The organism is Pseudomonas sp. FDAARGOS_761 (genome assembly GCF_013343155.1).
Classification (GTDB): domain Bacteria; phylum Pseudomonadota; class Gammaproteobacteria; order Pseudomonadales; family Pseudomonadaceae; genus Pseudomonas; species Pseudomonas aeruginosa.
Genome location: NZ_CP054572.1, coordinates 4,599,389 through 4,615,205 on the forward strand (window position 1 = coordinate 4,599,389; position 15,817 = coordinate 4,615,205).

At 67.6% G+C, this 15,817-nt stretch carries 14 protein-coding genes; 10 read left to right on the forward strand and 4 right to left on the reverse strand.

Features of this window, described 5'->3' with window-relative positions; translation table 11 throughout:
• Window positions 1–6 precede the first annotated feature (6 nt).
• The 7 genes from aqpZ (at window position 7) to FOC67_RS21410 (ending at window position 9,065) form a co-directional block, all read left to right on the forward strand.
• Window positions 7–696, forward strand: a complete 690-nt coding sequence (gene aqpZ, locus FOC67_RS21380; protein WP_003102790.1) for an aquaporin Z — start codon at window positions 7–9, stop codon at window positions 694–696.
• A gap of 165 nt (window positions 697–861) precedes the next feature.
• Complete coding sequence (locus tag FOC67_RS21385; RefSeq protein ID WP_003110517.1) at window positions 862–1,863, forward strand: FecR domain-containing protein; 1,002 nt, start codon at window positions 862–864, stop codon at window positions 1,861–1,863.
• Window positions 1,864–1,881: 18 nt separating this feature from the next.
• Entirely contained in the window at window positions 1,882–4,182 is a 2,301-nt protein-coding gene (locus FOC67_RS21390) for a CHASE2 domain-containing protein (RefSeq protein ID WP_033985403.1), read from the forward strand.
• Window positions 4,183–4,586: 404 nt separating this feature from the next.
• Complete coding sequence (locus tag FOC67_RS21395) at window positions 4,587–5,513, forward strand: ABC transporter ATP-binding protein (protein WP_003093264.1); 927 nt, start codon at window positions 4,587–4,589, stop codon at window positions 5,511–5,513.
• Window positions 5,510–6,244 (forward strand): ABC transporter permease, encoded by a 735-nt coding sequence (locus tag FOC67_RS21400; RefSeq protein WP_003110515.1) that lies wholly within the window; start codon window positions 5,510–5,512, stop codon window positions 6,242–6,244. Before FOC67_RS21395 ends, FOC67_RS21400 begins: the two co-directional genes overlap by 4 nt.
• 9 nt (window positions 6,245–6,253) lie before the next feature.
• Window positions 6,254–8,056: a GldG family protein gene (locus tag FOC67_RS21405; protein WP_009313354.1), complete on the forward strand. Its 1,803-nt coding sequence runs from the start codon at window positions 6,254–6,256 to the stop codon at window positions 8,054–8,056.
• Window position 8,057: 1 nt separating this feature from the next.
• Window positions 8,058–9,065 carry a DUF4340 domain-containing protein gene (locus FOC67_RS21410; protein ID WP_009313353.1) on the forward strand — a complete coding sequence of 336 codons (1,008 nt, stop codon included), beginning with the start codon at window positions 8,058–8,060 and terminating at the stop codon, window positions 9,063–9,065.
• A gap of 231 nt (window positions 9,066–9,296) precedes the next feature.
• Here FOC67_RS21410 and FOC67_RS21415 read toward each other — a convergent pair whose 3' ends face one another.
• Window positions 9,297–10,466: a mandelate racemase/muconate lactonizing enzyme family protein gene (locus FOC67_RS21415; protein WP_009313352.1), complete on the reverse strand. Its 1,170-nt coding sequence runs from the start codon at window positions 10,464–10,466 to the stop codon at window positions 9,297–9,299.
• Window positions 10,467–10,623: 157 nt separating this feature from the next.
• Between FOC67_RS21415 and FOC67_RS21420 the strand changes: the two genes are divergently transcribed.
• The 3 genes from FOC67_RS21420 (at window position 10,624) to dxs (ending at window position 13,742) form a co-directional block, all read left to right on the forward strand.
• Complete coding sequence (locus tag FOC67_RS21420; protein ID WP_003093283.1) at window positions 10,624–10,866, forward strand: exodeoxyribonuclease VII small subunit; 243 nt, start codon at window positions 10,624–10,626, stop codon at window positions 10,864–10,866.
• Window positions 10,863–11,750 (forward strand): (2E,6E)-farnesyl diphosphate synthase, encoded by an 888-nt coding sequence (gene ispA / locus FOC67_RS21425; protein WP_003132406.1) that lies wholly within the window; start codon window positions 10,863–10,865, stop codon window positions 11,748–11,750. Before FOC67_RS21420 ends, ispA begins: the two co-directional genes overlap by 4 nt.
• A 108-nt stretch (window positions 11,751–11,858) precedes the next feature.
• The gene (gene dxs / locus FOC67_RS21430) at window positions 11,859–13,742 is read left to right on the forward strand and encodes a 1-deoxy-D-xylulose-5-phosphate synthase (RefSeq protein ID WP_003102816.1); all 1,884 of its coding nucleotides are present in this window, start codon (window positions 11,859–11,861) and stop codon (window positions 13,740–13,742) included.
• Between the two features lie 123 nt (window positions 13,743–13,865).
• Here dxs and FOC67_RS21435 read toward each other — a convergent pair whose 3' ends face one another.
• Genes FOC67_RS21435 through ribA form a run of 3 tightly spaced genes read right to left on the reverse strand, consistent with a single transcriptional unit; the run spans window position 13,866 to window position 15,696 of the window.
• A complete protein-coding gene (locus FOC67_RS21435) occupies window positions 13,866–14,663 on the reverse strand; it encodes a cobalamin-binding protein (protein WP_009313350.1) in 798 nt (265 codons plus the stop codon).
• Window positions 14,663–15,082, reverse strand: coding sequence for a hypothetical protein (locus tag FOC67_RS21440; RefSeq protein WP_003102818.1), 420 nt, complete (start codon window positions 15,080–15,082; stop codon window positions 14,663–14,665). Before FOC67_RS21440 ends, FOC67_RS21435 begins: the two co-directional genes overlap by 1 nt.
• A complete protein-coding gene (gene ribA, locus FOC67_RS21445) occupies window positions 15,079–15,696 on the reverse strand; it encodes a GTP cyclohydrolase II (RefSeq protein ID WP_009313349.1) in 618 nt (205 codons plus the stop codon). Before ribA ends, FOC67_RS21440 begins: the two co-directional genes overlap by 4 nt.
• Window positions 15,697–15,817 lie beyond the last annotated feature (121 nt).

Below are 15,817 nucleotides of genomic sequence, written 5' to 3' on the forward strand. Positions count from 1 at the left end.
CTCATCATGAAGCAATACGGAGCAGAGTTCTTCGGCACCTTCTGGCTGGTATTGGGCGGCTGCGGCAGCGCAGTACTCGCTGCCGGCGTACCGGAACTGGGAATCGGCTACCTCGGCGTGGCCCTGGCGTTCGGCCTCAGCGTGCTGACCATGGCCTATGCCATCGGCCCGATCTCCGGCGCACACCTGAACCCCGCGGTATCGGTAGGCCTGTGGGTCGGCGGGCGCTTCCCGGCCAGCCAACTGCTGCCCTATGTCGTCGCCCAGGTCCTCGGTGGCCTCGCCGCCGGCGGCGTGCTGTACCTGATCGCCAGCGGCAAGGCCGGCTTCGACCTAGCCGCCGGCTTCGCCTCCAATGGCTACGGCGAACACTCGCCGGGCGGCTACTCGTTGCAAGCCGCGCTGGTCAGCGAAGTGGTACTTACCGGCATGTTCCTGCTGATCATCCTCGGCGCCACCTCCAAGCGCGCGCCGCAGGGCTTCGCGCCGATCGCCATCGGCCTGACCCTGACCCTGATCCACCTGATCAGCATCCCGGTCACCAACACCTCGGTGAACCCGGCGCGCAGCACCGCGGTCGCCCTGTACGTCGGCGACTGGGCGGTTTCCCAGCTGTGGCTGTTCTGGGTCGCGCCGATTCTCGGTGCGGTACTCGGCGCCCTGGCCTATCGCCTGATCGGCGACAAGAACGACTGAACCGAAGCGCCTGGCCCAACCGCCAGGCGCTGCGGCCGAGGAAACGACAAGGGAGCCTGCGGGCTCCCGATGTCGTTGCAAGGATTGCGAAACCGGCGCCCGATCAGGCAGATTGCAGCCTGACCGGACCGCCAGCGATACCTGACCCGCCGCCCAGTGAAGCCTATGACAGCCCTCGCCCTTACTTCCCGATCCCTCTTTCCGGCTTGCGCCGCCCTGGCGCTGGGCGGACTGTTGACGCTGCTCGCCGGCTCCGTCGCGGCCGCGCCGGCCAAGACGAAACGGCCGCCGTTCATCGAGCAGGGCGAAACGTGCCTGCCCCAGCCGCTCCCCGCCAGCGTGCTCTATCTCGCCGGCGACGCCTGGAAGCTCGACGCCAAGGGCAACCAGACGCCCCTGGAAGAAGGCATGGACATCGACGAACTGGAAGGCGTCAAGACCTCTCCGACCGCCTTCGTCAGCCTGCTGCTCGGCGACGGCAGCCGCATCGTCCTGCCCTCCAGTTCGGAAGTCACCCTGCACCTCGACGAGGACACCGGCATTCCGCAGATCGCCCTGCGCGCGGGGCAGGTCGAGTCCTATGTCCTGAAGAGAAAGAGCGATCACGACCGCTTCCAGGTGCTGACCCCGGTCGGCGTACTGGGCGTGCGCGGTACCCACTTCCGCGCCCGCACCGAAGACGGCCAGGCGCTGACCGAAGTGCTCGACGGGCGCGTCGCGGTGAACCGCGAGCTGACCAGCGACGACCTGCCGCTCAACGGCAGGCGCCCGGCCCGCAAGGCGGCGCAGGCCGAGCCGGACGAGGACGTGCTGGTCGACGCCCGCCGCGGCCTGAAGGTCAAGCCGCAGGGCAAGCTGACGCCGGTGGACCTGCTACCCGCCCCGCAATTGCGCGGCCAGGGCGGCGAGCACGGCGAGTCGCCGGTTTGGAAGCTCTATCTTGCCCCGCTGCACGGCGCCAAGCGCTACCGTGCGCAGGTAGCCAGCGATCCGGACTTCCTGCGCATCCAGCAGGAGCGTTTCTCGAGCACCCCGGAAGTCAGTTTCAGCGGACTCAAGGCGGCCTTCTACCACGTCCGTCTCTCGGCCTTCGACAACGACGGCCTGGAGGGCGAGACCAGCGTCTACGACATTCTCTACTACCCGCGAGGCGGCAGTGCCCGATAGGGCGCCGGGGCCTCGCCGATGAAGGCGCTCGACCGCCAGGACGAGCCCAGCCAGGCGCAGCGGCTGTTCCGCGGTCTGGTGCGCGAATGGCTGCTGGTCAGCCTGCTGCTCCTTCCGCTCACCGCCCTGCTTTCGCTGAGCAGCGGCCTGCCGCTGAACAACCTGCTCTACGACCGCCTGCGCAACCTCACCCCGCTGGCCGTCGATCCGCGCATCCTCGTCGTCGCCATCGACGACCGTAGCCTGGAAAGCCTCGGTCGCTGGCCCTGGCCGCGCAGCATCCACGCCGAGCTGCTGGATCGCCTGGCCGCCGCCGGCGCACGCAGCGTACTGCTCGACGTGATCTTCAGCGAACCCTCCTCCAATCCGGACAGCGACCGCCAGTTGGCAAGATCGCTGTGCCGGGCCGGCAACGTCCTCCTGCCACTGCTGCGCGAAAGCGTGCCGCGCTACGGCGAACCGCCACGGGAGATACCGCCGACCGCGCCGCTGGCCGGCTGCGCCGCCGGCATCGGGCATATCAACGTCGAAGCGGACAGCGACGGCACGGTGCGCAGCGTCTACCTGCGCGAAGGACCGCTCGGCCAGCCGCGCCCGCTGCTCGCCTGGCAAGCATTCGCCGATGCCGGCGCCATGCCCATGCCCGGCCTCGACGACATGCGCAACCTGCCCGGCTGGCAGCGTGACCACGCCATCCGCATTCCCTTCATCGGTGCCGACGCGGGCTTCCCCAGCGTGCCCTACGTCAGCGTGTTGCGCGGCGAGGTGCCAGACAGCCTGCTGCGCGACCGCCTGGTCCTGGTCGGCGCCACCGCGCCGGGCCTCGGCGACCGCTATGTCACCCCGCTGTCGGCCAGCCTCGGCACCACGCCGGGGGTGGAGATCCAGGCCAACATCCTCAACGGGCTGTTGCAGCAGCGCACCGCCGTCGACCTGCAACCCTGGCTCGCCGCCCTGCTCTCCGCCGCCAGCGTAGCGCTGCTGCTCGGCCTGATGCTGTTCCGCTCGCGCCACGCCTTGCTCCTCACCCTGGCCTGCGCGGTCCTGGCCCTGGGTCTTTCCTGGGCGCTGCTGCTCAACGGCTGGTGGTGGTCGCCGCTGGCCAGCCTGGTCGGCCTGCTGCTGGCCTACCTGATCTGGAGCTGGCGCCGGCTGAACGCGGTGCTCGCCTACTTTGGCTGGGAACTGGCGCGTCTCGACCGCGAGCCCAAGGTGCTGCCCGAGCGGGCCAGCCCCCCGCGCGCCGGCAACGATCCATTGCAGAACCGCATCGCCGCCCTGGAGCAGGCGGTCAGCCGCACCCGCGACAGCCGGCGGTTCATGGCCGACGGCCTGGAAGGCCTGCCGGTGGCGACCCTGATCTGCGACCCGCAGGGGCAGATCCTGCTGGCCAACCGCAAGGCACGCGACCTGTTCGGCGGCGAGCTGCGCGGCGCCGAACTGCGCCAGTGCCTGGCCGAACTCGGCCATCCGAGCCTCGCCGGCGGCGCCCGCCCAACGCTGGAAACCCTGGAAGCCATCGAGTTCCGCGACCATCGGGAACGCGACCTGCGCCTCGACCTGGCGCGCCTGCTGCCGGTCGAAAGCGAAACCGCCATCGGCTGGCTGGTGAGCCTGATCGACCTGAGCGCCGAACGCGATGCCGAGCGCCAGCGCGCCACCCTCCTGCGCTTCCTCTCCCACGACCTGCGCGCGCCGCACTCGGCGATCCTCGCCCTGCTCGACGTTCGCCCCGCCGAGGACGAAGCCGGCCAGCAGGTCTACCGACAGATAGAGCAGCAGGTCCGTCGCGCCCTGGGCCTGACCGACGCCTTCGTGCAACTGGCCAAGGCCGAATCCGACGCCTACCGCTTCGAAGCGTGCATGTTCACCATGTTGGCGATGGACGCCGCCGACCAGCTCTGGCCCCTCGCGCAACAGAAGGACATCGACCTGCGGCGCGACTGGGACGACGAGCAGGAACCGATGGTCTGGGCCGACCCCGGCCTGCTCACGCGCGCGCTGTTCAACCTGCTGGAGAATGCGGTCAAGTACAGCCCGGCGGGGACCGTCGTCAGCCTGAGCATCCGCCTCGAAGGCGACTGGCTGAGCTGCCGGATCGTCGACCAGGGCAAAGGTATCGCGGCCGCCGAACTACCGCGCCTGTTCAGCCAGTACCAGCGCTTCGCTTCCGCCGAGGGCAGCACCGGCCTGGGCCTGGGGCTGGCCATGGTCAAGACGGTGATCGACCGGCACGGCGGCAGGATCGGTTGCCAGAGCCAGGTTGGCCAGGGCACCACTTTCGAGATTCGCCTTCCGCTGCTGAAAGGCGAGGAATAACCGCTACTGGCGGAAGTCGGGTCTTCCTCCAACTTGCATTGGTCTCGAAGTTCGGAATATCCAGGCGGCCGGACTATTCCGCTTCCCGTCTATCGAAACGGCAACTGCCTTCCCTCGTGAAACTCCGCAGGGGGAATCGACGCGTCCCCAACATAGGCACCAGCGAGCGCGACATGGCCGCGTTCCCGCAGCGGAACCAAGGCGCTGCGCCAGCTCCAGGGCTGCCCTGGAAGTCTCGATAACTTCCATCTTTTAACGATAGTTCGTAGGAAGTTTCCCAACAATATAAGTAACTAATCTCAAAAAGAGCCCACTGGAAAAACCAGCCAATAACTCCCGGTAATCTACCGCGCTCATGCGATCCCCTACGCATAACAGCAAACGGCTCAACTTCCAGTGAAACCATGATCGACATAGACAGACTGAGCAAACGCTTTTCCGGCCGGACGGTGGTAAACGACTTGAGCTTCCGGATCGACCGGGGAGAGATCGTCGGTCTCCTCGGCCCAAACGGAGCGGGCAAGTCGACCACCCTGAAGATGCTTTCCGGCTTCCTCGCGCCGAGCGCCGGCAGCATACGCATCTTCGGCTTCGACATGCAGGACAAGGCGCGCCAGGCGCAGAAGCTGATCGGCTACCTGCCGGAGAACGCTCCCAGCTACGGAGAAATGACGGTCGAGGGCTTTCTCGCCTTCGTCGCGTCCATCCGCGACTACAGCGGACGGGAAAAACGTCGGCGCATCGACAGCGCCATGGACTGCATGGAGCTGCGGGATGAGCGCAGGAGCATCATCGAAACCCTGTCCAAGGGCTTCAAGCGTCGCGTCGCGCTGGCCCAGGCGATCCTCCACGATCCCGAGCTGCTCCTGCTCGACGAGCCCACCGACGGCCTCGACCCGAATCAGAAGCACCAGGTCCGGCAACTGGTGAAGAACCTCTCGGAAAGCAAGATCGTGGTGATTTCCACGCACATCCTCGAAGAAGTCTCGTTCATGTGCAGCCGCGCCCTGGTGATCAACGGCGGCCGCCTGCTGGCCGACAACACCCCGGGCGAACTCAGGACCCGCAGCCGCTACCACCATGCCGTCAGCCTCAGCATCGAAGCACCGGTAGACCCGCTGGCCATCGCCATGCTCCCCGGCGTCGCCGGTATCGAAGGACGCCCCGACCGAGCCGGCACCCTGACCATCCTGGCCCGCCCCGGCGCGCAGATCCTTCCCGCGCTCAACCGCCTGATCCACGGCAATGGCTGGCGGGTATCCGGGTTGCGTACCGAACACGGCCAACTGGAAGAAGTGTTCCGCCAACTGACCCGAGAAACCCCCGCATGACCGCCATCGGCACCATTTTCAGACGCGAGCTGGGCAGCTACTTCGCCACGCCGCTCGCCTATGTGTTCACCCTGATCTTCCTCGTCCTCTCCGGCGTGGCCACCTTCTACCTGGGCGACTTCTTCGAGCGCGGCCAGGCCGACCTGGCGCCGTTCTTTTCCAGCCTGCCCTGGCTCTACCTCCTGCTGATCCCCGCGCTGGCCATGCGCCTGTGGGCCGAGGAGCGCAAGTCCGGCTCCATCGAGATGCTGATGACCCTGCCCGTCTCCCGCGCCACCCTGGTCACCGGCAAGTTCCTGGCGGCCTGGTTCTGCGCCGGGCTGGCGTTGCTGCTGACCTTCCCGATGCCGCTGACGGTGAACTACCTCGGCTCGCCCGACAACGGCGCGATCATCGCCGGCTACCTGGCCGGCTGGCTGCTGTCCGGCGGCTACCTGGCCATCGGATCCTGCATGTCGGCGCTGGCGAAGAACCAGATCATCGCCTTTGCCCTGACCGTTCTCGTCTGCCTGCTGTTCGTCGGCGCCGGCACTCCCCACGTACAACAGGCGCTCTCCGGCTGGCTTCCGCAATGGCTGCTGGACGGCATTGCCTCGCTGAGCGTGCTGGTCCGTTTCGAGGCGCTCGGCCGGGGCGTGCTCGACGTCCGCGACCTGGCCTACTTCTTCAGCCTGATCGTCGCCTGGCTGGTCGCCACCACCATCATCATCGACCTGAAAAAGGCGGCGTAGGAAACACCCATGAAACGAACCCTGTACTCGGGCGTCGGCCTGCTGCTGGTCGGCCTGCTGTTCCTCGCTTTCAACCTGCTGTCCAGCCTGCTGCTGCGCGACCAGCAGTTCGACCTCACCCAGCAGAAGCTCTACACCTTCAGCGCCGGCACCCAGGAAGTCCTCGACAGCCTCGACGAACCGCTCAACCTCTACCTGTTCTTTTCGAAAAGCCGCGCCAGTGACCTGCCCGCCCTGCGCAACTACGCCCGCCGCGTCGAGGAGGTGCTGGACCTCTATGCGCGGCGGAGCCACGGCAATGTCCGACTGTTCGTGATCGACCCCCTGCCATTCTCCGACGACGAGGACCGTGCCGCGCGCTTCGGCCTGCAAGCGCTGCCCATCGGCACGAATGGCGAAGCCATCTACTTTGGCCTGGCGGCCACCGATGCAACCGACGGCCTCCAGGTGATCCCGTTCTTCTCGCCGGAAGAAGAGCCGCTTCTGGAATACGATCTCAGCCGCCTGGTCCAGGCGCTCGCGCAACGGGAGCGCACGGTAGTCGGCCTGATGAGTTCGCTGCCGATGACCGGGCAGGCGCCCACCGACGGGCAGTCGGGCAGCAGGCCGTGGGCGATGATGGACAAGCTCTACCAACAGTTCGACATCCGCACCCTGGGGCTCGCCTCGACGGAAATCCCCGCCGACATCTCGGTGTTGATGCTGGTGCACCCCAGGCAATTGTCCGAACAGACCCAATACGCCATCGACCAGTTCGTCCTGCGCGGCGGCAAGCTGCTGGCCTTCGTCGATCCTCTGAGTCTCGCCGATGCGGACGGCGGGAAAGGCTCCGACCTGGCCCCGTTGCTGCGTTCCTGGGGCGTCCAGTTGCGGCCGGATACCCTGCTGGCGGATGCCTCGTTCGCCATGATCAAACCCAACGCCGAACGTCGCCCGGAGCGCAATCCGACCTGGCTGCACCTCCCCGGCGACACGTTCCCCCACGACAACGTGCTGACCACCGGCCTGGAAAGCCTCAACCTCGCCAGCGTCGGCCTGCTCGAACCTCTCGGCGGAGCCTCGACGCGCTTCATTCCGTTGCTGCACAGCTCGGCGCACAGCATGCCGCTGTCGCTGGAGCGCTTCCGCCAATCCTCGACGGAGCAGCTCAACGCCACCCTGGTCCCGACCGGAGAACGCTACGTGCTGGCCGCCAAGGTCGAGGGGCCGGCGACGAGTGCCTTCCCCGCGGACCGCGGGAAGCAAGGCGAAGGCCTGAGCGACAGCGCAAACATCCATGTGCTGTTGGTCGCCGATACGGACCTGCTGAGCAATCCGCTCTGGCTCCAGGAACAGCCCGGCCACAACGAGCCGCAGGTATGGGCGGACAACGACCTGTTCGTCGGCAATGCCCTCGACTATCTCTCCGGTTCGGACGCGCTGATCGACCTACGCTCGCGAGGCCATACGAAGCGCCCGTTCACCCGCGTGGAAGCGCTCCGACGCGAAGCCGGGATGCGCGCCCAGGAACAGCTCAACGCGCTGCAGCAGAGCCTCAACGATACCGACAAGAACCTGCGGGCCCTGCAGCAATCGATGGACGACGGCGGCCAGGAGGTGACTCCGGAAATGGAAGCGACGCTGCGCCGCTTCATCGATGACAAATTGCGCATCCGCCAGCAACTGCGTCAATTGCAGTTCCAACTGAATGCCGATGTCGAGCGCCTGGCGGAACAGGTGAAACTGGCCAATACGGTCCTGCTGCCGGCGCTCCTCACCCTGCTCCTCCTGCTGCATTGGAGCTGGCGCAGCATGCGCCGGAGGAGGGGCTGACATGCGCCTGGGTAGCATAGCGGGACTCGCTCTCGCCCTGGCGCTGTTCGCCGGAACCTTGGGCTGGCTCCACGAACGGCAGCAACCGCCCGCGCAACCGCCTGCGAGCCGCGCCTGGCTGCCAGGGCTGAAACCGCACCAGGTGACCGCGCTGTGCATCGCCACCCCCGGCCAACCGACGATCCGCGCCAGGCGCGATGGCAAGGACTGGACGCTCGCCAGCAAGGACGGCTATCCCGCCTCGGGGGAAACCATCCGGCAGCTGTTGCGCAGCCTGGCCGACGCGCGCCTGCTGGAGGAAAAGAGCGCCTCGCCGGAAAACCGCGAGCGCATGGGACTCTCCGACCAGGGCAAGGGCCAGGCCAGCCGGATCACCCTGGAGCGCGGCGACGCGCCGTCGCTGGTTCTGTTGCTGGGCAAGCGCACCTCGCAGGGCGGGCAGTTGGTCAGGCAGGCCGACGATGAGCGGGCCTGGCTGATCGACCGAACGGTCGGCCTGCCGGTCAACGACCTGGCCCTGCTCGACCCTCGGTTGACCGACCTGCCATTCGAACAGTTGCGCGAGCTGACCCTGTCCTATGGCAACGGTGTACGGCTGAACATTTCCCGAGCCAGCGAAAAGGACGATGGCATCCGCCTGCGACAGTTCCCATCCAGGCCACAGTTGATGGGCGAGGCGGAAGCCGAGCAGGCCGCACGCCTGTTCGCTGCGCTCAGGCTGCTGGAGGTCGCGCCGGCCAAGGCCTCGCGGCAAAAACCGCTGCTGACCTTCACGCTCAAGAGTTTCGCCGGCGGCACGCTGCAGGGCCAGCTTCTGGAACTGGAGCGCCAGTACTGGTTGCAACTGACCGACAGCAAGGGCTTCGCCGACGGGCAGGTCTCAGCCATCAAGGGTTGGCGCTACCGCGTGGAGGGTCTGAGTCCGGATACCGCTCCCGCGCCCCAGCTACCCAAGGCATCGCCGGTGAAGAAAAGCAAGCCGGCCAAGCCCTCGTCGCCCAAGTGCTGAGCGCTCTCGCCAGGCGCCGCTCGCAGCCGGCGAAATAGAGCCCCGCGGGATGCTGGGCAGGACCGGCCGAGTTTGCTAGAGTAGCGCCTCCTTCACGAGCCCTCGGCTCGTCGATGCAGAATTCCTAAGGCAGGCGCGGCTTATCAGAAGTAAGCCAACCCCACCCCAGAAAAGCCGGCCACAAGCCGGCTTTTTTAATGCCTCCGCACAACCCCAGCCAACCGCCGTTCGCTAGACCTCCAGAAGCTTGCGGAACAGCCCGGCAAGTGTCGCCTGGCGCTCGAAGCCGATACCAGGCGATTGTGGCAACCCCGCCAGTCCCGAGGAAAACGGCAGGGCACCGGCGAAATCGTCGAATGGCCGGAAAGCCGACGGCGTAGCCTCGGCCCAGCCCAGGCGCAGGGCCGCCACCAGGTGCAGGCTGAACAGGTAGCCGGCGTGCGGGCGGAAGGCCGCGCGCGGCCAACCCCGGGCGCACAGGTGGTCGAGTATCGCCAGGTAGCCCGGCAGGCCATAGCAATGCACGGGGTCGAAGACCAGCACGTCGCGCTCCCGCCGCAAGCCGCCGTAGAGGTCCAGCAGGCGAGCCTCGGCCAGGGAGAACAAGGCCTCGCCGGCACCGATGGGGCCCGGATAGATATCCGCTACTTCGGCCTGGGTAGGGAAATCGTGGGGGTCGCAGATGTCCTCGAACCACCACAACCCCAGCGGCGCCAGGGCTTTCGCTGCGTCGACGGCGCCCCCCGCGTCGTAGCGGTTCATCGCGTCGACCGCCAGCCGCGAAGCGTCGCCGAGAACCCGCAGCGCCCTGTCGATACGGCGCCGGTCCTGGTCCAGCCCGGCCGCGCCGATCTTGATCTTGGCGTGGGTGTAGCCGAGATCGACGAAGCGCCGCAGCTCCTCCTCCAGGCGTCCCAGGTCGTCGTGCGGATAGGGGTAGCCGCCGCCGGCGTAGACCGGTACGCGCTGCGGATAGTCTTCCGCCAGCCCCAGGCGTCGCGCCAGGAAGCGATGCAGCGGCAGGCCGGCGGCCTTGGCCGCGGCATCCCACAGGGCCATGTCCAGGGCGCCCACCGCGACGCAGCGTTCGCCGTGGCCGCCGGGCTTCTCGTCGCGCATCATCAGGTCCCAGGCACGCAACGGATCGATGCCACTGCCATCGTCGCTCGCCAGGCTGTCCGCCGGAGCCCCCAGCAGGCGCGGGGCGAAACGCTCGCGGATCAGCCCGCCCTGGGCGTAGCGCCCTACCGAGGCGTGGCCGTAGCCGACCACACGCCGACCGTCACGCACGGCATCGGTGAGCACCGCCACCAGGCTGGTGCTCAAACCACCGGTGGCAGCCGCCACGCCGGCGTAACGGGAAAGGGGAATACTGCGTTCCCGGACCTCCTGGATGCGCATCGCCTGTCGGCTCCTCCTCGCTGGACCTCTCTCCACCTTAGCCAAGGCCGCCGCCATGGTCGTCCCGATCGGTCGTAGCGACCTTCCGCCGATTTGCCCGGCCCCCGCCCCTCTGCTAGTGTCGCGGGGTTTTGTACACCTCGCCGAGACTCCCCCGATGGCCCGCAAGAAAACCCTCGATTTCGAACAGTCCCTCACCGAGCTGCAAACCCTGGTGGAACGCCTGGAAAGCGGCGAGCTGTCGCTGGAAGAGTCGCTGGGCGCCTTCGAGCAGGGCATCCGCCTGACCCGCGAATGCCAGACGTCGCTGAGCCAGGCCGAACAGAAGGTACAGATCCTCCTCGAACGCGACGGCGAGCTCAGCGAAGCGCCGTTCGATGCGGAAGGCGACGAGGCATGATCGCGGCCTACCAGGCGCGCTGCCAGGCGCGCGTCGATGCCGCCCTGGACGCCCTGTTCGTCGCTCCCCGCGAAGAACTGCAACGCCTCTACGAGGCCATGCGCTACAGCGTGATGAACGGTGGCAAGCGGGTTCGCCCGCTGCTCGCCTACGCCGCCTGCGAGGCCCTCGGCGGTGCGCCGCAGCGCGCCGACGCCGCGGCCTGCGCGGTGGAGCTGATCCATGCCTACTCGCTGGTCCACGACGACCTGCCGGCAATGGACGACGACGACCTGCGCCGTGGCCAGCCGACCACCCACCGGGCCTTCGACGAGGCCACCGCGATCCTCGCCGCCGACGGCTTGCAGGCGCTGGCCTTCGAAGTGCTCGCCGACACCCGGCGCAATCCGCAGGAACATGCCGTCTGTCTGGAAATGCTCACCCGCCTGGCGCGCGCCGCAGGCTCCGCCGGCATGGTCGGCGGCCAGGCGATCGACCTCGGCTCGGTCGGCGTAGCCCTCGACCAGGCGGCCCTGGAAGTCATGCACCGGCACAAGACCGGCGCGCTGATCGAAGCCAGCGTGCGCCTCGGCGCCCTCGCCAGCGGTCGCGCCGAGCCCGCCGCGCTGGCCGCCCTGGAGCGCTACGCCGAGGCGATCGGCCTGGCCTTCCAGGTGCAGGACGACATCCTCGACGTGGAAAGCGACACCGCCACCCTCGGCAAGACCCAGGGCAAGGACCAGGCGCACAACAAGCCGACCTATCCCGCCCTGCTCGGCCTGGAGGCCGCCAAAGGCTATGCCCTGGAGCTGCGCGACCAGGCCCTGGCCGCCCTCGACGGTTTTCCGCCGAGCGCCGACCCGCTGCGCCAACTGGCCCGCTACATCGTCGAGCGACGCAACTGACCGACGGGTCGTCGGAAGTCCCCGGCAAAGGTAGGGGCTCCCTTGCTTGGGCGCGGCCGGTGCATCAGGTAAACTGCTGGCCTCTCCGGATTGCATAACGACAGCCTGATGCCCAAGACGCTCCATGAGATTCCCCGCGAGCGCCCCGCCACGCCCCTGCTCGACCGCGCCTCTTCGCCGGCCGAACTGCGCCGGCTGGGCGAGGCGGACCTGGAAACCCTGGCCGACGAGCTGCGCCAGTACCTGCTGTATACCGTCGGCCAGACCGGCGGTCATTTCGGCGCCGGCCTCGGCGTGGTCGAGCTGACCATCGCCCTGCACTACGTCTTCGACACTCCGGACGACCGCCTGGTCTGGGACGTCGGCCACCAGGCCTATCCGCACAAGATCCTCACCGAACGCCGCGAGCTGATGGGCACCCTGCGCCAGAAGAACGGCCTGGCGGCCTTCCCGCGCCGCGCAGAGAGCGAGTACGACACCTTCGGCGTCGGCCACTCCAGCACCTCCATCAGCGCCGCCCTGGGCATGGCCATCGCCGCCCGCCTGCAAGGCAAGGAGCGCAAGTCGGTGGCCGTGATCGGCGACGGTGCGCTGACCGCCGGCATGGCCTTCGAGGCACTCAACCACGCCTCGGAAGTCGACGCCGACATGCTGGTGATCCTCAACGACAACGACATGTCGATCTCGCACAACGTCGGCGGGCTCTCCAACTACCTGGCGAAGATCCTCTCCAGCCGCACCTATAGCAGCATGCGCGAGGGCAGCAAGAAGGTGCTCTCGCGCCTGCCCGGGGCCTGGGAGATCGCCCGGCGCACCGAGGAATACGCCAAGGGCATGCTGGTCCCCGGCACCCTGTTCGAGGAACTCGGCTGGAACTACATCGGCCCGATCGACGGCCACGACCTGCCGACCCTGGTGGCTACCCTGCGCAACATGCGCGACATGAAGGGCCCGCAGTTCCTCCATGTGGTGACCAAGAAAGGCAAGGGCTTCGCCCCGGCCGAACTGGATCCGATCGGCTACCACGCGATCACCAAGCTGGAAGCTCCCGGCAGTGCGCCGAAGAAGACCGGCGGACCCAAGTATTCCAGCGTCTTCGGCCAGTGGCTGTGCGACATGGCCGCCCAGGACGCGCGCCTGCTCGGCATCACCCCGGCTATGAAGGAAGGTTCCGACCTGGTGGCCTTCAGCGAACGCTACCCGGAACGCTACTTCGACGTCGCCATCGCCGAACAGCATGCCGTGACCCTGGCCGCCGGCATGGCCTGCGAGGGCATGAAGCCGGTGGTGGCGATCTACTCGACCTTCCTCCAGCGCGCCTACGACCAGTTGATCCATGACGTCGCCGTGCAGCACCTCGACGTGCTGTTCGCCATCGACCGCGCCGGCCTGGTCGGCGAGGACGGCCCGACCCACGCCGGCAGCTTCGACATCTCCTACCTGCGCTGCATCCCCGGCATGCTGGTGATGACCCCCAGCGACGAGGACGAGCTGCGCAAGCTGCTCACCACCGGCTATCTGTTCGATGGCCCGGCCGCGGTGCGCTATCCACGCGGCAGCGGCCCCAACCATCCGATCGATCCGGACCTGCAACCGGTGGAAATCGGCAAGGGCGTGGTCCGTCGGCGCGGCGGCAGGGTCGCACTGCTGGTCTTCGGCGTGCAGTTGGCGGAGGCGATGAAGGTCGCCGAAAGCCTCGACGCCACGGTCGTCGACATGCGTTTCGTCAAACCCCTCGACGAAGCCCTGGTACGCGAATTGGCGGGCAGCCACGAACTGCTGGTGACCATCGAGGAAAACGCCGTGATGGGCGGCGCCGGCTCGGCGGTCGGCGAGTTCCTCGCCAGCGAGGGCCTCGAAGTCCCGCTGCTGCAACTGGGCCTGCCCGACTACTACGTCGAACACGCCAAGCCCAGCGAGATGCTCGCCGAATGCGGCCTGGATGCCGCGGGCATCGAAAAGGCAGTACGCCAGCGTCTCGACCGGCAGTAGCGCCAAACCCAGCGACAACGGCGGATAACCGCGTTGCGGTTATTCGCCCTACCCCCCAATTGCCCGTAGGACGAATAACGCCACCGGCGTTATCCGCCGGTACAGCGCGATACCGGCAAGCGTTCAGCGCGCCCCGGCGAGCGAGCGGCAGAGTTTCTCGGTCGCCGCCAGCATGGCGAAGCTCGGCCGCTCGAGGTTCTTGTCTTCGATCCGGTGCAGCTGTCCGCGCCGCGTCGCCGCCAGCGCCGGCCATTGCCGCCAGAGTTCGAGCTGGGCGTGACTGCCGGCGACGATGACCGCCGGATCGCGCGCCAGAACCGCCTCGACGCTGACCTGCGGCGCCGGCTGCGGCAGGTCGCCGAACAGGTTCTCGGCACCGCAAACGCGCAGCGCATCGCTGATCACCTGGCGTCCGCCAATGGTGTACAGCGGCCGGTCCCAGACCTGGTAGAACACCTTCAGCGGCTTGTCCCGCCGGTAGCGCTCGGCCAGGCGCTGCATGCCTTCGCGGAACCTGGTCGACAGCCGCTGGCCGGCCTCGGCCTCGCCCAATGCCTCGCCCAGCGCAGCCAGTTGCAGGGCCAGTTCGTCGAGGTTGTGCGGTTCGGCGATGAAGAGGGCGATGCCGAAGTCCCGCAGGCGCTGCAACTGCGCCTCGGGCACGCTGCCGGGCCAGACCAGGATCAGATCGGGCTGCAGTTCCAGCAAGCGTTCGAGATTGACTTGGCCGTAGCGGCCGACGGAAGGCAGGTCGCCAATCGCCGCCGGACGCTCGCCGCCATCCAGCACGCCGACCAGGCGGCGCGCGGCGCCGAGTTCGAGGACGCTGTCGGTCAGCGAAGGCGCCAGGCTGACCACCCGCTGCGCCGCCCCGGCGGAAAGGCTGAGGAGCAGGCAGGCGAGCAGCCAGAACGAGCGCATCAACCGAGTTGACGCGGAATACGGTAGAGCCAGAACAGCACCAGGCTGGTGACCCCGAGCAGGATCAGCGCAACGCCGTTGAGCCCGGCGAACACGCCCGGCACGCCGATCCAGGCCGGCAGGCTGGCGCCGAACAGGGCCTTGCGGCGCACCTGCGCCAGACGGGTCCAGGCGGCGGCTTCCTCCGCCGTATCCAGCGCTTTCTGGGTGGCGATGAGACCACGCTTGTAGGCACCGAACAGCGGCAGGTTGACGAACATCGACAGCAGCGCGGCGATGAACAGCGGCATCGCCAGACCATGGGGAAGGGGTTGCAGTTCGCCGAGGAAGAACTCGACCAGGATCAGCGGCAACAGCGCCAACGCCAGTTGCAACCACCAGGCGCGTCCCAGCGCGCCGCGGGCTTGCTGGCGACTCACGTGGTTTCCGCCTCGCCCTGGTGCAGGCTGCCGAGCATGTGCCCGAGCTTGCCGGCCTTGGTCGCCAGGTAGCGCCTGTTGTGCTTGTTCAGGCCCCTTTGCAGCGGCACGCGCTCCGCCACGGTGATGGCGTAGCTTTCCAGCGCCTTGACCTTGCGCGGATTGTTGGTCATCAGGCGCAGGGAGGAGACGCCCAGGTGCGCGAGCATCGGCTGGCACATGGCGTAGTCGCGCTGGTCAGCGCCGAAACCCAGTTGCAGGTTCGCCTCGACGGTATCGGCGCCGGCATCTTGCAGCTCGTAGGCGCGGATCTTGTTCAGCAGGCCGATGCCGCGACCTTCCTGGCGCAGGTAGAGGAGCACGCCGCGGCCCTCCTCGGCGATGGCGGCAAGCGCGCCTTCCAGCTGGAAACCGCAATCGCAGCGCAGGCTGAACAGCGCGTCGCCGGTCAGGCATTCGGAATGCAGGCGGCCAAGCACCGGCGCGCCATCGGCGATGTCGCCCATGCTCAGGGCTACATGTTCCTTGCCGCTCTCCTCGTCGAGGAAACCATGCATGGTGAATTCGCCGAAGGGAGTCGGCAGTTTGGAGGCGGCGACGAACACGACGGACACCGGGGAACTCCTAGGGAAACGGAAGTCCGCCATTGTACCAGCAGCGTCCGGCGCCCGGTCAGCTCGAAATGCCGCAAATACCTATCGAGATGGACGATGAATAGAACCCCGGGTTATGAGC